The organism is Terrabacter carboxydivorans (assembly GCF_039532035.1).
GTDB classification, from domain to species: domain Bacteria; phylum Actinomycetota; class Actinomycetes; order Actinomycetales; family Dermatophilaceae; genus Terrabacter; species Terrabacter carboxydivorans.
Map to the genome: position 1 here is coordinate 27,657 of NZ_BAAARE010000003.1, position 19,989 is coordinate 47,645.

Annotated in this window: 17 protein-coding genes; 10 read left to right on the plus strand and 7 right to left on the minus strand. The window is 73.5% G+C overall.

Annotated features, from left to right (window positions below; all coding sequences use genetic code 11):
* Positions 1-77: 77 nt before the first annotated feature.
* Entirely contained in the window at positions 78-650 is a 573-nt protein-coding gene (locus ABD297_RS03880) for a hypothetical protein (protein WP_344253162.1), read from the minus strand.
* On the minus strand, positions 647-2,032 hold the full coding sequence (locus ABD297_RS03885; protein WP_344253164.1) for a PspC domain-containing protein: 1,386 nt from the start codon (positions 2,030-2,032) through the stop codon (positions 647-649). Before ABD297_RS03885 ends, ABD297_RS03880 begins: the two co-directional genes overlap by 4 nt.
* A gap of 125 nt (positions 2,033-2,157) precedes the next feature.
* Between ABD297_RS03885 and ABD297_RS03890 the strand changes: the two genes are divergently transcribed.
* The gene (locus ABD297_RS03890; protein ID WP_344253166.1) at positions 2,158-3,597 is read left to right on the plus strand and encodes an ATP-binding protein; all 1,440 of its coding nucleotides are present in this window, start codon (positions 2,158-2,160) and stop codon (positions 3,595-3,597) included.
* Positions 3,594-4,298: a LuxR C-terminal-related transcriptional regulator gene (locus tag ABD297_RS03895; RefSeq protein WP_344253168.1), complete on the plus strand. Its 705-nt coding sequence runs from the start codon at positions 3,594-3,596 to the stop codon at positions 4,296-4,298. Before ABD297_RS03890 ends, ABD297_RS03895 begins: the two co-directional genes overlap by 4 nt.
* Positions 4,299-4,418: 120 nt before the next feature.
* Here the strand turns inward: ABD297_RS03895 and ABD297_RS03900 are convergent, their stop codons facing one another.
* On the minus strand, positions 4,419-5,249 hold the full coding sequence (locus tag ABD297_RS03900) for an alpha/beta fold hydrolase (RefSeq protein WP_344253170.1): 831 nt from the start codon (positions 5,247-5,249) through the stop codon (positions 4,419-4,421).
* Between the two features lie 220 nt (positions 5,250-5,469).
* On the opposite strand from ABD297_RS03900, the gene ABD297_RS03905 reads away from it, so the two are divergent.
* The 5 genes from ABD297_RS03905 to nirD are packed head-to-tail and all read left to right on the plus strand — an operon-like array spanning position 5,470 to position 13,713.
* Positions 5,470-6,954, plus strand: coding sequence for a nitrate/nitrite transporter (locus ABD297_RS03905; RefSeq protein WP_344253172.1), 1,485 nt, complete (start codon positions 5,470-5,472; stop codon positions 6,952-6,954).
* The gene (locus ABD297_RS03910; RefSeq protein ID WP_344253173.1) at positions 6,951-9,110 is read left to right on the plus strand and encodes a molybdopterin oxidoreductase family protein; all 2,160 of its coding nucleotides are present in this window, start codon (positions 6,951-6,953) and stop codon (positions 9,108-9,110) included. Before ABD297_RS03905 ends, ABD297_RS03910 begins: the two co-directional genes overlap by 4 nt.
* Positions 9,107-10,687, plus strand: coding sequence for an FAD-dependent oxidoreductase (locus tag ABD297_RS03915; protein WP_344253175.1), 1,581 nt, complete (start codon positions 9,107-9,109; stop codon positions 10,685-10,687). The genes ABD297_RS03910 and ABD297_RS03915 overlap by 4 nt, the downstream gene beginning before the upstream one ends.
* Positions 10,687-13,245 (plus strand): nitrite reductase large subunit NirB, encoded by a 2,559-nt coding sequence (gene nirB, locus ABD297_RS03920; RefSeq protein ID WP_344253177.1) that lies wholly within the window; start codon positions 10,687-10,689, stop codon positions 13,243-13,245. Before ABD297_RS03915 ends, nirB begins: the two co-directional genes overlap by 1 nt.
* Positions 13,246-13,263: 18 nt before the next feature.
* The gene (gene nirD, locus ABD297_RS03925) at positions 13,264-13,713 is read left to right on the plus strand and encodes a nitrite reductase small subunit NirD (protein WP_344253179.1); all 450 of its coding nucleotides are present in this window, start codon (positions 13,264-13,266) and stop codon (positions 13,711-13,713) included.
* A 254-nt stretch (positions 13,714-13,967) separates the two neighbouring features.
* Here nirD and ABD297_RS03930 read toward each other — a convergent pair whose 3' ends face one another.
* The gene (locus tag ABD297_RS03930; protein WP_344253181.1) at positions 13,968-14,846 is read right to left on the minus strand and encodes an SDR family oxidoreductase; all 879 of its coding nucleotides are present in this window, start codon (positions 14,844-14,846) and stop codon (positions 13,968-13,970) included.
* A 96-nt stretch (positions 14,847-14,942) separates the two neighbouring features.
* Here ABD297_RS03930 and ABD297_RS03935 point away from each other — a divergent pair, with 96 nt between their 5' ends.
* Positions 14,943-15,329, plus strand: coding sequence for a winged helix-turn-helix transcriptional regulator (locus ABD297_RS03935; protein ID WP_344253182.1), 387 nt, complete (start codon positions 14,943-14,945; stop codon positions 15,327-15,329).
* Here the strand turns inward: ABD297_RS03935 and ABD297_RS03940 are convergent.
* Both ABD297_RS03940 and cobA read right to left on the minus strand, forming a co-directional pair.
* Positions 15,319-16,524 (minus strand): uroporphyrinogen-III synthase, encoded by a 1,206-nt coding sequence (locus ABD297_RS03940; RefSeq protein ID WP_344253184.1) that lies wholly within the window; start codon positions 16,522-16,524, stop codon positions 15,319-15,321. The two genes, ABD297_RS03935 and ABD297_RS03940, sit on opposite strands and share 11 nt — an antisense overlap.
* The gene (cobA, locus tag ABD297_RS03945; RefSeq protein WP_425581129.1) at positions 16,521-17,585 is read right to left on the minus strand and encodes a uroporphyrinogen-III C-methyltransferase; all 1,065 of its coding nucleotides are present in this window, start codon (positions 17,583-17,585) and stop codon (positions 16,521-16,523) included. Before cobA ends, ABD297_RS03940 begins: the two co-directional genes overlap by 4 nt.
* Positions 17,586-17,786: 201 nt before the next feature.
* Here cobA and ABD297_RS03950 point away from each other — a divergent pair, with 201 nt between their 5' ends.
* Positions 17,787-18,476 (plus strand): sirohydrochlorin chelatase, encoded by a 690-nt coding sequence (locus ABD297_RS03950; RefSeq protein WP_344253188.1) that lies wholly within the window; start codon positions 17,787-17,789, stop codon positions 18,474-18,476.
* 45 nt (positions 18,477-18,521) lie between these two features.
* On the opposite strand, the gene ABD297_RS03955 is transcribed toward ABD297_RS03950, so the two are convergent.
* Positions 18,522-19,187: a WXG100 family type VII secretion target gene (locus ABD297_RS03955; protein ID WP_344253190.1), complete on the minus strand. Its 666-nt coding sequence runs from the start codon at positions 19,185-19,187 to the stop codon at positions 18,522-18,524.
* Between the two features lie 125 nt (positions 19,188-19,312).
* Here ABD297_RS03955 and ABD297_RS03960 point away from each other — a divergent pair, with 125 nt between their 5' ends.
* Positions 19,313-19,963, plus strand: a complete 651-nt coding sequence (locus tag ABD297_RS03960) for an IMPACT family protein (protein ID WP_344253192.1) — start codon at positions 19,313-19,315, stop codon at positions 19,961-19,963.
* Positions 19,964-19,989: the final 26 nt, after the last annotated feature.

Below are 19,989 nucleotides of genomic sequence, written 5' to 3' on the forward strand. Positions count from 1 at the left end.
ACCTGACCGGCGAGCGTGCTGCCGAGCCTAGTCACGCGCGTCGACGGTGGGCGCGGCAACCGTCCGGGGAGACCTGTTCAGCGACGCAGCCGTCCCGCGACGACTCCCGCGATCCCGACGAGGAGCAGCATGCCGCCGAACGCGCCGATCATCGTCGGACCGATCATCCGGACGCTGAGGTGGGCGTCCGTCAGGTTGGCCACGAGGACGTAGGCCGCCATGAGGACCGAGAGCAGCCCGAGCATGATGGTCGCCGGACGCGGGCCCTTGTTGACCGTGACGAGCGCCGGGCGGGGCGCCGGCTGCGGAGCGGGCTGGGCCTGCTGGACCGGTGGCACGGGCTGGGCCTCCGGCGGCGCGACGTGCGGCAGGCGTGCCCCCGCGGCGATCGCGTCGTCCGGGACCGGGGTGGCCGGCTCGACCCGGAAGGGCGTCGACGCCGGCAGCGTCTGCGTCGACGGCGGCGGGATTGCCGTCGTCTCCGGGACCGTGCCGGTCGTCGGGAGCGTGATCGGGTCCGTCATCGGGTCGGCGGTGGGGTCACGGAACTCGGGGGTCGGGTCGGGGGTGTCGCTGCTGCTGCTCATGTCGCTCGTCTCCGCTGCGTGGTCGATCGGTTCGTTCGTCGGTTCGTCGTCGTGGGTGCTCATGACGCGCTCCCGGTCGTGATCCGGATGGCGCCCAGGCCCACCTCTGCGTCGACGACGATCTCCACGGGCTTGTCCTGGGGGCCGAGCGGGACGACCTCGTCCCAGTTGACGCCGCCGGCGTCCAGGCCCGACGCCCCGCTCTTGTCCTGCGTGGGCTCGAGGTTGACCGTGCCGTCCGTCGTACCCGTTGCGTGCAGGCCGCCGACCTTGGCTCGCGCATTGACCGTCACGTGAACGCCCTTGGGGACCACCACGTTGATCTGTCCGATGCCCACGGTCGCCGACACGGGACTGGCTCCCCCGACTGGACCGAGATCCGCCTTCGTTAGGTCGAGCGTCATCTCGCCCATGCCCAGCTGGAAGCTCGGCTGAGGCGTCAACGAGGTGAGCACGTGGGTCTGGTCGCCGACCTGCCACGGCTGGGAGAGCCCAGCCGGCGCGGCCGCCGAGGACGCAGCGGCGATCATGCCGACCACGGCGAAGAAGGCGAGGCCACCGGACCGGCGGCCGGCGATGCCGGCGACGAGGATGCCGAGCCCGAGCACGCCCAGGCCTGAGGCGACTCCGACCGCGATGTGGTTGCCGGGCCACCCGGCCGCGAGGGCCACGGACGAGATGACGACGGCGGTGACGATGGCCAGTCCGAGGACGAGCAGGCCGCCGGCGAACCCGATGGTCGGGGTGCGCTCGCGCACCGGTGTCGGGGCGGGCGGGTGGGGTGCGGCGAGCGTCGCGCCGGCGTTGGCCGCGGCGTTGCCCGTCGAGCCGTACGCGGCCGAGGGAGGCGGCGAGGACGCGGGGCCTGACGCCGGTGTCGTGAGCGGCGCACCGGTCACGGGGTCGGTCGTCGTCGCCGCGGCGGTCGGCGCCGCGGTCGACGTGCTGCTCGGGCCACCGGCGCGGCTCCTCCACGGCGCGGTCGCCATGAGCTCGCGCCCGGTGTCGGTGCGCTTGAGGAACCACCAGGCGCCGACGACGAGCAGGACGAACCCGAAGAAGCGGAAGCCGCGGCTGTCGCCACCCCACCACGGTCCGCCGCCGAGGACGGCCATCACCGTGATGACGAGCAGGAAGATCGAGCTGCCCTCGCCGTGCTTGAGCGCGCGCTCGAGGTGGATCTCGCCGCGCTCGTCGGGCATCAGCAGCCACAGCACGAGGTAGAGCGCGAGCCCCATCCCGAAGAAGATCGAGAAGAGGATGAAGCCCGCCCGCACGACGAGCGGGTCGACGCCGAGCCAGCGGGCCACGCCGGCGGCGACGCCGGCGAACCAGCGGCCGTTCGACTGGCGCACGACCCCCGGGCGCCGCAGCGCGGTGTAGAGACCGTCGAGCCCGTTGCGCTGCTCCTGCCCCTGGCCCGGGGCGTCATTGGTTTTCGTCATGGCACCAGAGTGGCGCCCGGCCCGTGGTCCATCCATGAGGGTCGACCCTGAGCGCACCCTGACGCGACCCCCAAAGCAGGCCCGGATGGTCGCCCCGACGTCCCCGGGTGGGTCAGGATGGGACGGTGCAGACGGCATACGAGAACGGAACGGGCCCGGCGCGTCCCCCGGGACCCGCGGGGACCTCGTGGCGCACGACGCCACGGCCGCCGCTCGTGCGCCAGCGCCAGGGCAAGGTCATCGCCGGTGTCGCCGCCGGGCTCGCCGCGCACCTCGGCGTCCCCGTCGTGGCGGTCCGGGTCGCGCTCGTGCTGACGAGCATCCCCTTCGGGGCAGGGCTCGCGGTCTACGTCTTCCTGTGGGCGACGATGCGGGAGGTCGGCGACCTCGACCCCACCCTCACCGCAGCGCCCGTCACCGCCCTGCCCGTCACCGGCCTGCCCGCCACCGTCCCGGCCGGCACGGCCGCCGCCCCGCCCCCCTCCTCCACGGGCGCGAGCGGCCCCCGGCACCAGATCGACCTGGCCGCGCTGCGCACCTGGCTGCGCAGCGGCAACCAGGCCGTGCTCATCACCCTGCTCGGGGTCGCGGCCCTCGCGGTCGCCGGCGCCCTGTGGCTCGGCAGCGCCGGCCTCGACGTGCACGCCGAGGTGATCCTGCCGGTCGTCGCGATCGTCATCGGCGCCATCTTCTTCTGGTCCCAGCTCGACGACACCGACACCCTCGGCGCGCGCCGCCCGGTCCGCTGGATCTGGCTCGTCGTCGGCCTCGGCCTGACCATCCTCGGCCTCGTCGGGCTGCTCGTGCGCGGCACCAACCTCACCGAGCTGTGGCAGGTCGCCGGCGCCGTGCTCGCCGCCCTCGTCGGCGTCGCGGTCCTCTCCGCGCCGTGGATCCTGCGCCTCTGGAGCAACCTGCGCCTCGAGCAGGCGGCCCGCATCCGCGCGACCGAGCGCGCCGACATCGCGGCCCACCTGCACGACTCGGTGCTGCAGACGCTCGCCCTCATCCAGCGCCAGTCCGGTGACGCGGCCGCGGTGGCCCGGCTGGCGCGGGCGCAGGAGCGCCAGCTGCGCAGCTACCTCTACGACGAGGACGCCCGCGCCGGCACCCTCGGCGCTGCCCTCACCGCAGCGATGGGCGAGGTCGAGGACCTCCACGGCGTGCCAGTGCAGCTCGTCGTCACCGGCGACCGGCCGATGGACGAGCACCTCGACGCCCTCGTCAAGGCCGTGCGCGAGGCGACCTGGAACGCCGTGCGCCACGCGAGCCCGCCCGTCAGCACCTACGTCGAGGTCGGCCCCGACGCGGTCGAGGCGTTCGTGCGCGACCACGGCAGCGGCTTCGACCTCGACACCGTCCCCGACGACCGGGCCGGCGTGCGCGAGTCGATCATCGGGCGCATGGAGCGCCACGGCGGCACGGCCCGCATCCGCCGGCGCGCCGACGGCACCGAGGTCGAGCTGCGGCTGCCCGTCAGCCAGCCGCAGCCGGAGCAGCCCTCCCCCGCAACCTCACCCGACCCCGTCGTCCCGAGCACCCAGACCCAGGAGCAGGCTTCATGACCGACCCGCGGACCAACCGCATCGTCATCGTCGACGACCACCACATGTTCCGCACCGGCGTGCGCGCCGAGCTGAGCTCCCTCGCAGCGACGCCGAGGCCCGGCGCCTTCACGCTCGAGATCGCCGGCGAGGCCGGAGCGGTCGAGTCGGCCGTGCAGGTCATCAAGGACGAGCAGCCCGACGTCGTGCTCCTCGACGTGCACCTGCCCGGCGGCGACGGCCACGGCGGGGCCGACGTCATCCGCGCGTGCGCGGCCGTGCAGTCACGCGCCGGGGTGCCGGTGCGCTTCCTGGCGCTCTCGGTGTCCGACGCCGCCGAGGACGTCATCGCCGTCATCCGCGCCGGGGCCCGCGGCTACGTCACCAAGACGATCAACGCCGAGGAGCTGCTCACCGCCATCGGGCGCGTGGCCGACGGCGACGCCGTCTTCAGCCCGCGCCTGGCCGGCTTCGTCCTCGACGCGTTCGGTGCGGCGGCGGGCGAGGTCGCGGAGATCGACGAGGAGCTCGACCGGCTCTCGGCCCGCGAGCGTGAGGTGATGCGCCTCATCGCGCGCGGCTACCAGTACAAGGAGGTGGCGAAGGAGCTCTTCATCTCCGTCAAGACCGTCGAGACCCACGTCAGCTCGGTGCTGCGCAAGCTGCAGCTCAGCTCGCGCCACGAGCTCACCGCCTGGGCGATGGGCCGCCGCCTCCTCTGACGGGATCACCGCCCCAGTGCTTTTGCCACCGAACGCGGCGTTCGGTCGCGAAAGCGTTGGTAGAGCAGTGAGTTCGCGATCGAACGCTGCGTTCGGTGGGTGAACCGAGGGCGTATGCCGTCAGGCCGGGTCCGCGACGAAACGGCGCAGGGCGGTGACGATGATCTCGGGGGCATCGGTGTGCACCCAGTGCCCGGCCCCCTTGATCGTGAAGAGGCGCGTGCGCGGGAAGTGCCGGCGCATGCGGTCGCCGTCCTCCCGCTTGACGTAGCCGGAGTCGCCGCCGGCGACCCACAGCACCGGACCCTCGTAGGGCGCGAGCTCGTCGACACCGGTGGGCCAGTCGGCGATGTGGGAGTCCACCCCGAGGGCGGCGTCGCGCGCGACGAGGTCGAGGTTCACCTGCCAGCGCCAGCCCTGGCCGTCGCGGCGCAGGTTCTGCAGCAGGAACGCCTTGACGCCGGGGTCGGGCTCGGCGAACCGGGCCTCGGCGTCGCCGCGGCTCGTCAGCTCCCCGAGGGGCAGCGCCTGCATCTCACGGATGTAGCCCTCGAAGCGCTCGAGCGAGCCGTAGCCCTTGGGGGCGATGTCGACGACGACGAGGCGCTCGACGAGCTCCGGGTGGCGCAGCGCCAGCACCATGGCGACCTTGCCGCCGAGCGAGTGCCCGACGACGGCCCACCGGTCGCCCTCGCCGGCGGCACGCAACGTCGCCGCCACGGCATCGGCGTAGGCGTCGAGCGAGAACTCCTGCGACCACGGCGACCGGCCGTGGTCGGGCAGGTCGACGAGCAGGCACCGGGCATCGGCGCCCTCGGGCCCGCTGACCGCCTTGGCGATCTGGTTCCAGTTGCGGCCCTGGCCGAAGAGGCCGTGCAGGAAGGCGATGCGCGGTCCGGCCGTGCCCACGGACAGGGTGCTGAGCGATGCCTGGTCGGGAGCCGACGTCATGACGGGGAGCCTACGCGGCAGACCACCTCACGCCTTCCCCGGTGGGCCGTGAGGGTGCACCGAAGAGCCCGCGTGCGAGACCTCACGACCGTGCCGTCACCCCGTGAGGCAGACGTAACGGAGGTGTCACACCGGGTCGGACGCCCTGCAACACCGGCTTCCTAGCGTGGGCGCCACGCTCTCGCAGCGGCCCCCGACCCGCCTCCCGAGGAGGAACCCCGTGAGCACGACCACCGGACACAGCACCGGCACCAGCACGAACGGCAGCGTCGCCGCACCGCCCAGCACGCCGACCCTCGTCCCGGAGAGCCCGAGCCGCTTCCGCCGCCTCACGGCACCGCGGTCGCGTGTCATCCGGGACTGGGACCCGGAGGACACCGCGGCGTGGGAGGGGGGCAACAGCCGCGTCGCCCGCCGCAACCTCGTCTGGTCGGTCGCGACCGAGCACATCGGCTTCTCGATCTGGTCGATCTGGTCGGTCATGGTGCTCTTCATGCCGCAGGCCGTCTACGGCTTCACCGCCGCCGACAAGTTCTTCCTCGTCGCGGTGCCGACCCTTGTCGGTGCGGTGCTGCGGGTGCCCTACACGATGGCGACGGCCTTCTTCGGCGGCCGCAACTGGGCCATCGTCAGCGGCTTCGCACTCCTCGTCCCGACGGTGCTGACCTGGTGGCTCATGGTCAACCCGGGACACTCGCTGACGACGTTCCTGCTCGTCGCCGGGCTCGCCGGTCTGGGCGGCGGCAACTTCGCCTCCTCGATGACCAACATCAACGCCTTCTACCCGCAGCGGATGAAGGGCTGGGCACTTGGTCTCAACGCCGGTGGCGGAAACATCGGCGTCCCCGTGGTCCAGCTCGTCGGCCTGCTCGTCATCGCGACCCTCGGCAACCGCCGGCCCGAGGTCGTGTGCGCCGTCTACCTCGTGCTGCTGGCCGTCGCGAGCATCGGGGCTGCCGTCTTCATGGACAACCTCGACCACCAGACGGCCAACCCCAGGGCCATGCTCGAGGTGCTGCGGCACGCCGACGCCTGGGTCATCTCGCTGCTCTACATCGGCACGTTCGGCTCGTTCATCGGCTTCGGCTTCGCCTTCGGCCAGGTGCTCAACCAGACCTTCCTCGCCGGCCTGACGGGCGGCGGGGTGCCGACGCCGGCGCAAACGGCCGCCGCGAGCCTGCACGCCGCGCAGATCGCCTTCGCCGGGCCGCTCCTCGGCTCGCTCAGCCGGGTGTGGGGCGGGCGCCTGGCCGACCGCCGCGGCGGCGCCTCGGTGACGCTGTGGACCTTCGTCGGCATGGCCGTCGCGGGCGTGCTCGTGACCCTCGCGGCCCGCTCCGACGACCTGACCCGGGGCGCCGCGACGGGGCTCCAGCTGACCGGCCTCATCGGCGGCTTCGTGCTCCTCTTCGTCCTCTCCGGTGTCGGCAACGGCTCGGTCTACAAGATGATCCCCGCGCTCTTCGAGGCGAAGTCGGCGACGGTCCCCGGCCCGGCGCTCGAGCGCGCGGCCTGGTCCCGCTCGATGTCCGGCGCCCTCATCGGCATCGCCGGCGCCATCGGAGCCCTGGGTGGCGTGCTCATCAACCTCGGGCTGCGCGCGTCCTACCAGGGGGCCGCCCACTCGGCGACGGCCGCGTTCGTCGTCTTCACCCTCTTCTACGTCGGCGCGGCCATCCTGACGAAGGTGCGCTACCGCCGATGACCACCGCGACCAGCCCTTCCAGCGGGACCGCGATCAGGGGGCGGTCCGGTGAGGCCACCGACCACGCGCCGGCCGGCGTCGCGACGCACTGCGCCTACTGCGGGCTCCAGTGCGCGATGACGCTGACGGGGACGTCGGCCGCCGCCCTCACGGTGAGCCCGCGCCGCTTCCCGACGAACCGGGGAGGCCTGTGCCAGAAGGGCTGGACGAGCGCCGAGCTGCTCCGCGCGCCCTCGCGCCTCACCAGCCCGCTCGTCCGCCGCGGAGGCGCGCTCGAGCCGGCGTCCTGGGACGAGGCCCTCGACGTCGTGGCCGATGCCATCGTTCGGACGCAGACGGCATACGGCAAGGACGCGGTCGCGGTCTTCGGCGGCGGAGGCCTGACCAACGAGAAGGCTTACCAGCTGGGCAAGTTCGCTCGGGTCGCGCTGCGGACGAGCCAGATCGACTACAACGGCCGGTGGTGCATGAGCTCGGCCGCCGCAGCCGGGATCAGGTGCTTCGGGCTGGACCGCGGGCTCCCCTTCCCGGTCACCGACATCGGCTCGGCGCACGCGGTGCTGCTCCTCGGCGCCAACCCGGCCGAGACGATGCCGCCCTTCCTCACCCACCTCGTGCGTGCCGCCGACGCCGGCGGCCTCATGGTGGCCGACCCTCGCCTCACCCCGACCGCGGCCAAGGCGATCGACGGCGGCGGTCTGCACCTGCAGCTGCGCCCGGGCACCGACGCCGCCCTGGCCCTCGGCATGCTGCACCTCGCCGTCACCGAGGGGTATGCCGACCGCCGCTACGTCGACGAGCGCACCTCCGGCTTCGAGGACCTCTGGCCGATCGCGGCGCAGTGGCTGCCGGAGCGGGTCGAGCGGGTCACCGGGGTCGCCGTGACGACGATGCGGTCCGCGGTGGCGGCGCTGGCGCGGGCCCGCGACACCGAGCGCGGCGCCTACATCCTCTCCGCTCGCGGCAGCGAGCAGCACGCCAGCGGCACCGACACCGTCACCGCGTTCATCGCCCTCGCCCTCGTGCTCGGGCTGCCCGGCAACCCGGGCACCGGCTTCGGCACCATCACCGGCCAGGGCAACGGCCAGGGGGGCCGCGAGCACGGCCAGAAGGCCGACCAGCTGCCCGGCTACCGCAAGATCGACGACCCCGCCGCGCGCGCCCACGTGGCCGCCGTGTGGGGCGTCGACCCGGCCGACCTGCCAGGGCCCGGGCGCAGCGCCTTCGAGCTGCTCGCGGCTCTCGGGACGGACGGTGGTCCGCGGGTGCTGCTCGTGCACGGGTCGAACCCCGTCGTGTCTGCCCCCGACGCCCGCCTCGTCAGCGAGCGGCTCGCAGCGCTGGACCTGCTCGTCGTCTCGGACTTCGTCCTGTCCGAGACCGCGGCGATCGCCGACGTCGTGCTCCCCGTCCTCCAGTGGGCCGAGGAGGAGGGCACGCTGACCAACCTCGAGGGGCGGGTGCTGCGGCGACGGCGCGCCCTTGCCGCGCCAGAAGGCTGTCGCAGCGAGCTCGAGGTCTGGAGCGAGCTCGCATCCCGGATCGGTTGCAGCACAGACTTCCCCACCGACCCGCGCGTCGTCTTCGACGAGCTGCGTCGCGCGTCCGCCGGCGGACCGGCCGACTACTCGGCCGTGACCTGGGAGCGGCTCGACGCCGGCGAGAGCCTGCACTGGCCCTGCTCGACCGAGCGCCCCCAGGGGACGCCGCGACTCTTCCTCGACCGCTTCGCCACGCCGGACGGGCTCGCGCGCTTCGTCGCCGTCGACCACGTCGGTCCTGCGGAGGCCGACGACACGGCATACCCGCTCGTCGCGACGACCGGTCGACTGCTCCAGCACTACCAGTCCGGCGCGCAGACGCGCCTCGTCGACGAGCTGTCGACGGCGGCGGGCGAGATGTTCGTGCAGGTGCACCCCGACACCGCTGGCGCCGTCGGGCTCGCCGACGGCGACCTCGCCGACGTCGTCAGCCGCCGGGGACGCACCCGCGCTGCCGTCCGCGTCGACGAGGACATGCGCCCGGACGTCGTCTTCCTGCCCTTCCACTGGGGTGGCGACGCGCGCGCGAACTCGTTGACGCACGCCGCCCTCGACCCCACGAGCCGCATGCCCGAGTTCAAGGCGTGCGCCGTCCGACTGGAGACCGTCGCATGACCCCCACCCGCAGGCACGTCCTCGTCGTCGGCAACGGCATGGCCGGGGCCCGGCTCGCCGAGGAGATCCGCCACCGCGACCCCGACGCAACGCGCTTCGCCGTCACGGTCGTCGGCGAGGAGCCCCACGCCGCCTACAACCGCGTGCTGCTCTCGACCGTCGTCGCCGGCGGCATCACCGCCCATGACACGCGCCTCAAGCCCGACGGCTGGTGGGCGGCCCGCCGCATCGACGTCGTCCCCGCCGCCCGGGTCAGCTCCGTCGACGTGACCGCCCGCACCGCGGTCCTCACGTCCGACGCGGGCGAGAGCGTGCTGGCCTGGGACGAGCTCGTCCTCGCCACCGGCAGCACGAGCTTCGTCCCGCCCACCCACGGGCTGTATGCCGGTACGCCCGGTCCCGTGGCCGCGCTGGCCGACGGTGTGGTCGCCTTCCGTACGGTGGACGACTGTGCCCGTCTCATCGAGGGTGCCGAGTCCGCTTCCACCGCAGTCGTGCTCGGCGGCGGTCTGCTCGGCCTCGAGGCCGCGCGGGGCCTGTTGGCCCGTGGTGTCGAGGTCACGGTCGTCCACCCGCAGGACTTCCCCATGGACCGGCAGCTCGACGCCGACGGCGGCGCGGTCCTCACGCGCGTCGTCCGCGGCGTGGGTGCCCGTCTCGTCCTCGGCCGCCTCGTCACCGCCCGCCACGCCGCGACCATGGACGCACCGGCCCACGTCGTCCTCGACGACGGCACCAGCCTCCGCGCCGACCTCGTCGTCGTCGCCGCCGGCGTCCGACCCCGCACCGACCTGGCCGTCTCCATGGGACTCGACGTCGCCCGGGGCGTCGTCGTCGACGACCGCCTGGGCGCCTCGCTCCCCCACGTGCACGCCATCGGCGAGTGCGCCGAGCACCGCGGCGAGGTCGCCGGGCTCGTGCAGCCGGGGTGGGACCAGGCACGCGTCCTCGCCGACGTGCTCACCGGCGCCGACCCCGACGCCGTCTACGAGGGCACGAGCGTCCTGACCCGGCTCAAGGCGCACGACATCGACCTCGCGAGCATGGGCACCGTCGACGTCGACGTGCACGACCCGGGACACGAGGTGCTCGCCTTCACCGACCCGAGCCGCGGCCGCTACGCCAAGCTCGTGCTCCGTCAGGACCGTCTCGTCGGAGCGATCCTGCTCGGGGTCGGCGACGCCGCCGGGGCCCTGACCCAGCTCTACGACACCGGAGCCACCGTGCCCCGGGATCGCCTGTCGCTCATGCTCGGCCGGGCCATCACCCGGTCGGGAGCGACCGAGAGCGTCAACCTCGCGGAGATGCCCGGCACCGCCGTCATCTGCCGGTGCAACACCGTGACGAAGTCCGCGGTCGTCGGGGCCTTCCGAGCCGGCGCCGACACCGTGCCGGCGGTCGCCGAGGCGACGCGGGCCACGACCGGCTGCGGCTCGTGCAAGGGAGCCGTCGAGGGGCTCTGCTCGTGGCTGCGGTCCTCCGAGCCGACGACCTCGCACGCCGCACCCGCCGACCAGCCCGTCCCCGTCCCCGCACCGGTGCCGGCACCCGCCGCCCTGACCGAAGGAGCCGCCTGATGTCCACCACCACCGAGAACATCGCCGCCACCGGCACGCGCACCGTGGTCGTCGTCGGCCACGGCATGGTCGGCCACCGTTTCGTCGAGGCCCTTCGCTCGCGCGACGCGGAGAGCACGTGGAAGGTCGTCGTCCTCTCGGAGGAGGCGGACGCGGCATACGACCGCGTGGGACTGTCGTCCTACGTCGGTGCATGGGACCGGAGCGCCCTTGCGCTGTCGGGCAGCACGTATGCCGGAGACGAGCGGGTGGACCTGCGGCTCGGCACCCGGGCCGAGCACGTCGACCGCGCCGCGCGGACCGTGAGGACGAGCGCCGGCGACCTCGTCGCCTACGACTCGCTGGTCCTGGCCACCGGCTCCCACCCCTTCGTCCCGCCCGTGCCCGGGCACGACTCCGCGGGCTGCTTCGTCTACCGCACGCTCGACGACCTCGACGGCATCCGCGCGGCAGCCGAGGCGGCGATCGCGCGAGCCCACGCCGAGGGCCGCGAGGCCAACGGTCTCGTCGTCGGTGGCGGCCTGCTCGGCCTCGAGGCGGCGAACGCCCTGCGCCTGCTGGGCCTGACCCCGCACGTCGTCGAGTTCGCGCCGCGGCTCATGCCGCTGCAGGTCGACGAAGGTGGCGGCGCCGTGCTCGAGCGCCTCATCGGCGGCCTCGGGGTCAACGTGCACACCGGCGCCGGCACGAGCTCGATCGCTGCCCAGGACGACGGCCGCCTCGCCGTCGAGCTCTCCGACGGCACCGCACTGCTCACCGACCTCGTCGTCTTCTCCGCCGGGGTGCGTCCCTCGGACGCCGTTGCGCGCGAGGCCGGGCTCGACGTCGGCGAGCGTGGCGGGGTCCTGACCGACACGGCCTGCCGCACGAGCGACGAGAACGTCTGGGCCGTGGGCGAGGTCGCGGCTGTCGAGGGCCGCTGCTACGGCCTGGTCGCACCCGGCTACACGATGGCCGAGGTCGTCGCCGACCGGCTGCTCGGCGGCGAGGCCACCTTCCCCGGCGCCGACCTGTCCACGAAGCTCAAGCTGCTCGGCGTCGACGTCGCGTCCTTCGGCGATGCGATGGCGACGACGCCCGGGGCGCTCGAGATCGTCCACACCGACGCGACGAAGGGCACCTACGCCAAGGTCGTGCTCAGCGACGACGCCCGCACGCTCCTCGGCGGCATCCTCGTCGGCGACGCGTCGGCCTACACGACGCTCAAGGCGTACGTCGGCCGCGAGGTGCCCGGCGACCCGGGCGCGCTCGTCTCCCCCGCCGGAGCGGAGCTCGGGGCCGACGCCCTGCCGGACGACGCCGTCATCTGCTCGTGCAACAACGTGACGAAGGGCTCGATCTGCGGGGCGATCGCCGAGGGTGCCTGCGACCTGGCCGCGATCAAGGGCTGCACGAACGCCGGAACCACCTGTGGCGGTTGCCTCCCCACGGTGAAGAAGCTCCTCGTCGACTCCGGTGTCGAGCTGTCCAAGGCCCTGTGCGAGCACTTCGAGCAGAGCCGTGCGGAGCTCTTCGAGATCGTCTCTGCGACGGGCATCCGCACCTTCTCGGGCCTCGTCGCGCGGTACGGCACGGGCACCGGCTGCGAGGTCTGCAAGCCGACGGTCGCCTCGATCCTCGCCTCGACGAGCAGCGACCACGTGCTCGACGGCGAGCAGGCCGCGCTGCAGGACAGCAACGACCACTTCCTCGCCAACATCCAGAAGAACGGCACCTACTCCATCGTCCCGCGCATGCCCGGTGGCGAGGTCACGGCCGAGCAGCTCATCACGATCGGCCAGGTCGCCCAGGACTTCGGGCTCTACGTCAAGGTCACCGGCGGTCAGCGGATCGATCTCTTCGGCGCCCGGGTCGAGCAGCTGCCGGCGATCTGGCAGCGCCTCGTCGACGTGGGCATGGAGTCGGGGCAGGCCTACGGCAAGTCGCTGCGCACCGTGAAGTCGTGCGTCGGCTCGACGTGGTGCCGCTACGGGGTGCAGGACTCCGTCGGCATGGCCGTCGACCTGGAGCACCGCTACCGCGGCCTGCGCTCGCCCCACAAGATCAAGTTCGGCGTCTCCGGGTGTGCCCGCGAGTGCGCCGAGGCACGGGGCAAGGACGTCGGGGTCATCGCCACCGACAAGGGCTGGAACCTCTACGTCTGCGGCAACGGCGGCCAGACCCCCGCCCACGCGAGGCTGCTCGCGAGCGACCTCGACGACGAGACGCTCGTGCGCTACATCGACCGGTTCCTGATGTTCTACGTCCGCACCGCCGACCGTCTCCAGCGCACCGCGCCGTGGCTCGACGCCCTCGAGGGCGGCCTCGAGCACCTCAAGGCCGTCGTGTGCGAGGACTCCCTCGGCATCGCCGACGACCTGGAGGCCGCCATGGGCCGTCACGTCGAGGGCTACCGCGACGAGTGGAAGGCCGTGCTCGACGACCCCGAGAAGCGCGCCCGCTTCGTGTCGTTCGTCAACGCCCCCGAGGAGGCCGACCCCACCGTCGCCTTCGACGAGTCGGGCCCACGCAAGGTCCCGGTCCTGCTCGGCCTGCCCACCATCCGCGAGAACGCCTGAGAGACCAGGGGAACCATCATGACCACCACCATCGCCGCGACCAGCGCCACCATCATGGACAGCCCCGCAGCGGGGACCCCGGTCACCGGGTCACGCACGGTCGTCCGGCCGGGCATCCTGCCCCAGCCGGGATCGAGGGAGTGGGTGTCCGCCTGCCCCGTGGACCGACTGGTGCCGGGTCGTGGCGTCGCCGTGCTGCTGCCGCGGGGAGCCCAGGCGGCACTCTTCCTGCTGCCCAACGGGATGATCTACGCCGTCGACAACCTCGACCCGTATGCCGGCGCGGCCGTCATCTCGCGCGGCCTCACGGGTGACCGCGGCGGGGACCCGACCGTGGCCTCGCCGCTGCTGAAGCAGGTCTTCTCGCTGCGGACCGGGGTGGCGCTCGACGACCCGGACGTGGCGCTGCCGACGTATGCCGTCCGCGTCCAGCACGGCACCGTCAGGATCGGCCTCCCCCTTTCCTGACCGTCGAAAGGCCAAACTTCGCGGGTCCCCAACCGTCGAAAGGCCAAACTTCGCGGGACCCCCACCGTCGAAAGGCCAAACTTCGCGGATCCCTCACCGTCGAAAGGCCACGTCTGGCCCCTGCAACACCGTCGAAAGGCCACGTGTGGCCCGGTCCTGGTGGCCTCTCGACGGGTGGGAGGGGGCCGTTCGTGGCCTCTCGACGGGTGGGAGGGGGCCGTTCGTGGCCTCTCGACGGTTGGAAGGGGGCTGGGTCAGGCGGCGGAACGGACGAGGGCGTCGCGGAGCGCCGTCTCGAGGTCGGTCGTGGGGTGGCCGACGAGACGGGACAGGTCGCCGCTGTCGGTGAACAGCGCGCCCTCGGAGATGCCGCGGTCGCTGTCGGCCAGCACGCCGGCATACCCCTCGGGCAGGCTCGCGGCGACGAGCGCCGCCGTGAGGTCCGCGACCGACAGGTCGCGGTAGACGACCTCACGACCGCTGACCCGGCCGACGCTCTCGGCGAGCTCACCGAGCGTGAACGCGTGGTCGCCACCGAGCTCGTAGACGGCGCCCTCGTGGCCGTGACCGCCCTCGCCCGCGAGGACGACGGCGGCGGCCTCGGCGTAGTCGGCGCGCGTCGCGGCGCTCACGCGTCCCTCGCCCGCGGCACCGAGCACGGCGCCGTGCTCGAGGTAGGTCGGCAGCTGGGCGGTGTAGTTCTCGAGGTACCAGGAGTTGCGCAGGAGGGCGTGCGGCAGGCCCGAGGCGACGAGCAGCTCCTCGGTCGTGCGGTGCTCGGCAGCGAGGAGCAGGTCGGTGGTGTCGGCGCGGGTGATGCTCGTGTAGGCCACGAAGCCGACGCCCGCGCGCTTGGCGGCGTCGATGACGTTGGCGTGCTGGGCGATCCGCTGACCGACCTCGCTGCCCGAGACGAGCAGGAGACGGTCGACGCCGGCGAAGGCCGCGTCCAAGGACGAGGGGTCGGTGTAGTCGGCGTGCCGCACCTGGACTCCGCGGTCGGCGAGGTCGGAGATCGACTCGGGCGTGCGGGCGACGGCGACGACGTCGGCAGCAGGCGTGCCGCGCTCGAGGAGGGCCTGGACGACGAGACGGCCGAGCTGGCCGCTGGCACCGGTGACGAGAAGGGTCATGACGTTCCTTTCGGGGGGAGCTGACACCCTCCAGAACGACGCCACCCACGGCATACTTCCCAAAAGTTAGTACCCACTTTTAAGTAAGGTACTGACATGACGGTTAGTCCCACCCTGCGTCGGCACTTCCCCGACGGGATCTTCTCCTCCGACTGCCCCAGCCGCGTCGTGCTCGACCACGTGACGAGCAAGTGGGGCACGCTCGTCATCCTCGCCCTCGCCGAGGGCGACCCCCTTCGGTGGAGCGAGCTGCGGCGGCGGGCGGAGGGCGTCAGCGAGAAGATGCTCGCCCAGACGCTGAGGATGCTCGAGGCCGACGGACTGGTGCACCGCGACGCCAGGCCCGTCGTCCCGCCCCACGTCGAGTACTCCCTCACCTCCCGCGGCGCAGAGCTGGCCGAGCGCATGGTGCCGCTCATGGACTGGATCGCCGACCACGCACCCGCGATCGTCGGCGACGCCGAGGCGGCCGCTACACGTTGAGGCGGTAGCCGCGGCGCACGACCGTCTGCACGAGGTGCCGGTCGGGCAGCGCCGAGCGGAGCCTGCTGACGGCCATGTCGAGGGCGTGCTCGTTCTCGGCGTCCGGCAGCTCGTCGAGCAGCCGCTCGCGGGAGAGCACCGCACCCGGCTCCGACATGAGCGCGGCCAGCATGGCGCGCGGACCGCGCGACAGGGTCACCGTCTCGCCGCCGAAGGTCACGACGCGGCCGTGCACGACGAGCGGCCCGAGCGCCGTCTCCACGTGCTCGACGCCGTTGACCGTCAGGTGCTCGACGACGCTCCGGATGAGCGCCCCCATCCGGAAGCGCTCGGGCACGATGGGCGTGATGCCGAGGTCGAGCAGGGGCGCAGCCGTGACCGGCCCCACCGCGGCCGCCGTGACGCCTCGGCGCAGCGCGTCGACCAGCACACCGTCCATGCCGAGCTGCGCTGCAGCAGAGACGAGTCCGTCGACCGCGGGCGCCGACGTGAAGGTCACGACATCGACCTCGCGGGCTGCGACCGCGGCGACCAGGCGGCCCAACCGGCTCTCGTCGGTCGGACGCACCCACCGGTAGGGGGCGACGGTCAACACCGTCGCCCCGGCCGAGCGCAGCCGTTCGAGCTGTTCCACGTCCTCGTGCCCGTGCAGCTGGACGGCCACCCGCCTGCCCGCCACTCCCGACTCGAGTGCCAGCCCGACCGTCGAGGCGGTGCGCTCGTCGTCGGCGATGCCGGCGTCGTCGTGCCCTGCGGCGCGCACGGCCCCGCGTGCCTTGGGGCCTCGAACGATGATGCGAGCGGTGTCGAGGGTCCGCGCCAGCTCCTCCCCGAGCCCGGCCGCGTCGGCCGCCTCGACCCAGCGTCGGAAGCCGTAGGCCGTCGTCACGATGACGACGTCGGGACGGCCGGCGATGATCGCCCGCGTGTCGCCGAGGAGGATCTCGTCCTCCTCGACCGGGGCGATGCGGACCGCAGGCGCATGGATCACCTCGGCACCCCGGCGCACGAAGGCGTCGATGAGGTCGCCGGACCGACGGTCGGACGTGACGCCGATCCGGAAGCCGGTCAGCACAGGCCCCGCCGCCTCGCCCCGCGTCGCGTCAGGATCGGGACCGCCGAGCTCCGCCGACCAGGCCGTGGGCGGGTGGGCGCGCCGGACGGACGTCCCCGGCACCTCGGTGGGCTCGCTCACGCGACGACGTCCAGGGCGTCCAGGGCATCCAGGGCGATCCGGTCGAGCAGGTCGGCCGACCCGTCCCGCACGGCGCCGGTGCGACGGGCCCACACGGCCGACTGCCGGACGACCTCCCCGAGCACGATGACCGACGGCGACGACGCGCCGGCGCGGGCCGCGAGGTCGGAAAGCGTGCCCAGCGTCCCGACGATGCTGCGCTGGTCGGGACTGAAGCCGCGTTCGACGATAGCGGCCGGTGTGCTGCCCGCCAGCCCCGCGCCCATGAGCGCGGTCGTGAGGGGCACGAGGTTGTGCATGCCCATGAGGATGACGACGGTGCCTCCGAGCCCGGCGAGCGCCTGCGCCTGCTGGGGATCCAGCGGCACGTGCCCCGAGACGACCGTGAAGACGTGGCTGACGCCGCGGTGGGTCACCGGGATGCCGGCGCTGCCGGGCACTCCGACGGCCGAGGAGACGCCTGGCACCACCGTCACCGGCAGCCCCGCCTCGACGGCGGCCGCGACCTCCTCACCCCCACGACCGAAGACGTAGGGGTCGCCGCCCTTGAGGCGCACCACGGTGAGGCCGGCGAGGGCGCGCCCGACCATGAGACGTTCGATCTCGTCCTGCGGCACGGCGTGGTGACCGGGTCGCTTGCCGACGTCGATGACATCGGCGCCCGGGGCGAGGGTGGCGATGTCACCCACCTCCGCGAGCCGGTCGGTCAGCACGACGTCGGCCTCTGCGAGGGCGCGGATCCCGGCGAGCGTCATGAGCTCGAGACCCCCGGGACCCGCGCCGACGAGGACGACCCGTCCCCGGGACGCGTCCGGGAGCGGCTCGGTCACGACGGGACAGCGCTCCGCGAGCGCCGAGCGGGCCACGGCCCACGTGGCCGCCGGCCCGACGAGCACACCCAGCCGGGCGCTCTCGCAGAGCTCGGGCGTCACGCCATCGGCCGAGGCGGCGACCGTGACGACGGCACCCGCCCGCTCGTAGCGGCGGACGACCGCGCTCGTCGGTCCCGGAGGACCCACGACCAGCACGGACAGGCCCCTGAGGTCGGTCTCGATCAGCACGGCGACCTCCCGTCGCAGCTCGCGTTCCACGTCGGACGCCAGCCTAGGAAGGGCGTGTTTCGTCCGCGTTTCCGTCCCGCGAGGGGCGGGTAACGGCCCGCTCACGAGGGCGTATGCCGTGAGGTGCGTTCCCGGGGAGGGCGAGGCCCGCGCTCCGGGCACGTCTCCCCCACTCGCTGCGGACCTGACAGAGTGAGGCCCATGACCAGCGCACCACCAGTGCTCGTGGCGGTGGCCCACGGCACGTCGTCGGCAGCCGGCAGGTCGGCGATCGGGGGGCTCGTGGCCGCGGTGGCGGCGCGGCGGCCCGACCTCACGGTCCGGGCGGCGTTCGTCGACGTGCAGCCTCCGGAGCCGGCGACGGTGCTCTCCTCGCTCGAGGACGCGGTCCCGGCGCGGCTCGTGCCGCTGCTGCTCTCGGCGGGATACCACGTCTACGTCGACCTCGCGGAGGCTGCGGAGGCGGTTCCGGGCACGACCGTCGCGCCGGCCCTGGGTCCGGACGACCGGCTGGCGGCGCTGCTCGTGCGGCGGCTCACCGAGGCAGGGCTGCGCGACGACGACGTCGTCGTCCTCGGCGCGGCCGGCTCGTCGCAGGCGTCGGCCCTGGGTGACTGCGAGCAGGTGGCGGCGTCTCTGGGCCGGCTCATCGGGCGCCCGGTCGTCGCGGGCTACCTCTCGGCTGCCGAGCCCAAGCTCGCCGATGCCGTTGCAGCGCAACGGCTCCCGGGGCGGCGAGTCGTCGTGGCGACCTATCTGCTCGCTCCCGGCTTCTTCGCCGAGCTCGCGCGCCGGTCCGGGGCGGACGTCGTCACCGAGCCCCTGCTCCTGCCCCACCAGGCGGCCCCCGAGGAGCTCGTCGAGGTCGTGGTCGACCGCTTCGTCAGCTGACGAGGCCGCACCGGACGAGCCGGCGCGGGACGTCCGCGGGACGTGTCAGCGGATCGGCAGGCCGAGGTGGTGCGCTGCGGCGGCCGTGACCGCAGCGGACACGACCGGACCGTGACCTGGGTCGACCGTCAGGCCCGGCGCCGCACCGGCGCTACCGATCCAGTGTCCCCACCCCATCGCCTGCAGCGGCTGGGGCACGCCGGGCGTCACGACGGGACGCCCGCCGTCAGGGCCCCACCCGGCCAGGGCGTCGCTCGCGACGACGGCGTGGGCGCGCGGACCCCCGCCGTGCACTCGGGAAGCAGGACCGTCCGGGACGGACGCCGTGGCTGGGGTGCCGACCGCGACACTCCCCTGGGGCGACCGGACCGCCTCCACCGACGAGCCGCTCGAGCCGCTCGAGCCGCTCGAGCCGCTCGAGCCAGACGAACCCGACGTCATCGATGCCCCCGACGACCGGTGCTGGAGGTCGGCGTTGTCGTGGAGGCGACGGGACAGCCGGTCGAGCTCGACGCTGATCCGGTGCAGGTCGTGCTCGACCCTCCGCCAGCGTTCGACGAGGTGCTGCAGGTCCGGCCCCTGCCAGGCCCCCTGCATCGTGGACACCGCTCGCTGCCCGCGTGCGCGGACGACGTCGACCTCCCGGCCGAACGACGCCATGCGGCCCGCCGAGTCGCGCAGCGCGTCGACGTCAGCACCCTTCGAGAACACAGATCTCCCCTTCACCCCTGCAAACCGGGCCAATCCTCACCTGACGGGCACGGTCGGTGCAATGGGGAGCGCTCCCCGGCCTCCCGGCATACTCGGAAGGTCCCGTCCGCCCACCCACGGAAGGTATGCCGCTGAGCCCGCCACGCCGCTACCTGACCCTCGCCTCCCCCGCCGCCGCCGAGATCGAGGCTAAGCGGTCGCGGTTCGTGTGCGACCTGTCACCGGCGGCGTCGGAGGACGAGGCTCGCGCGTTCGTCGAGCAGGTGCGCTCGGGCAGTCGCGACGCCCGGCACCACTGCACCGCGTTCGTGCTCGGTCCGGACGGGGCGACCCAGCGCAGCAACGACGACGGAGAACCGTCCGGCACGGCAGGCGCCCCCATGCTGGACGTCCTGCGCGGGCGCGGGCTGACCGACGTCGTGGCCGTCGTGACGCGATGGTTCGGCGGCACCCTGCTGGGCACCGGCGGCCTCATCCGCGCCTACGGCGACGCGGTCGCTGCGGCCGTCGACGAGGCGACGATCCTGACCATGGAGCTGCGCGAAGGGCTCACGGTCTCGGTCGCGGCCGCGGACGGCCCGCGGGTCGAGAACGCCCTGCGCGGGCACGACGGCTGCGTCGTCACCGACACCGAGTGGTCGGCGACCGGCCTGCTGCTCCGCGTCAGCGTCGTGCCGGGGCACCAGGACGCCGTCGCCGGGGTCGTCGCCGCACTCACCTCCGGGGCGGCCACCGTCGCACCGGGAGCACCGACCTGGACGGAGTGCGCAGTCTGATCGAGCGAGCACCTGCGTGAGAGCAT